The organism is Gilvimarinus sp. 1_MG-2023 (assembly GCF_030548285.1).
On the sequence record NZ_JAUOSC010001153.1, the window covers coordinates 1 to 263 of the forward strand.

Sequence of the window (263 nt, forward strand, 5' to 3'; positions counted from 1 at the left end):
TGATGCGGTTGCCCTGACCTGTATTGGTGGTATTACCACCGAGACGATTCAGCCGGTTGCTGCCAGCGGGATTCGTTCTGCTGCTATTGTGACCGCACTGGCTGATGACGACGGACTGGAAGACCGGTTACAACAATTGCAGTGCTGGTTTCCGCCTCGAGGAGAGCGTTTTGGTGAGGGAGTAGAAACCTTGAAAATACGGAAATCACAACACCTGTCACCCCGGATCTGTACGATTTGTAAGCACTGAACTGCCTGTATAT

At 51.7% G+C, this 263-nt stretch carries 1 protein-coding gene; it reads left to right on the forward strand.

Annotation, left to right across the window (positions count from 1 at the left end; all coding sequences use genetic code 11):
• Nucleotides 1–250, forward strand: a 250-nt coding sequence (locus tag Q4563_RS20470) for a hypothetical protein (RefSeq protein WP_303605821.1), incomplete at its 5' end; no start/stop codon positions are given.
• Between the last annotated feature and the right edge of the window lie 13 nt (nucleotides 251–263).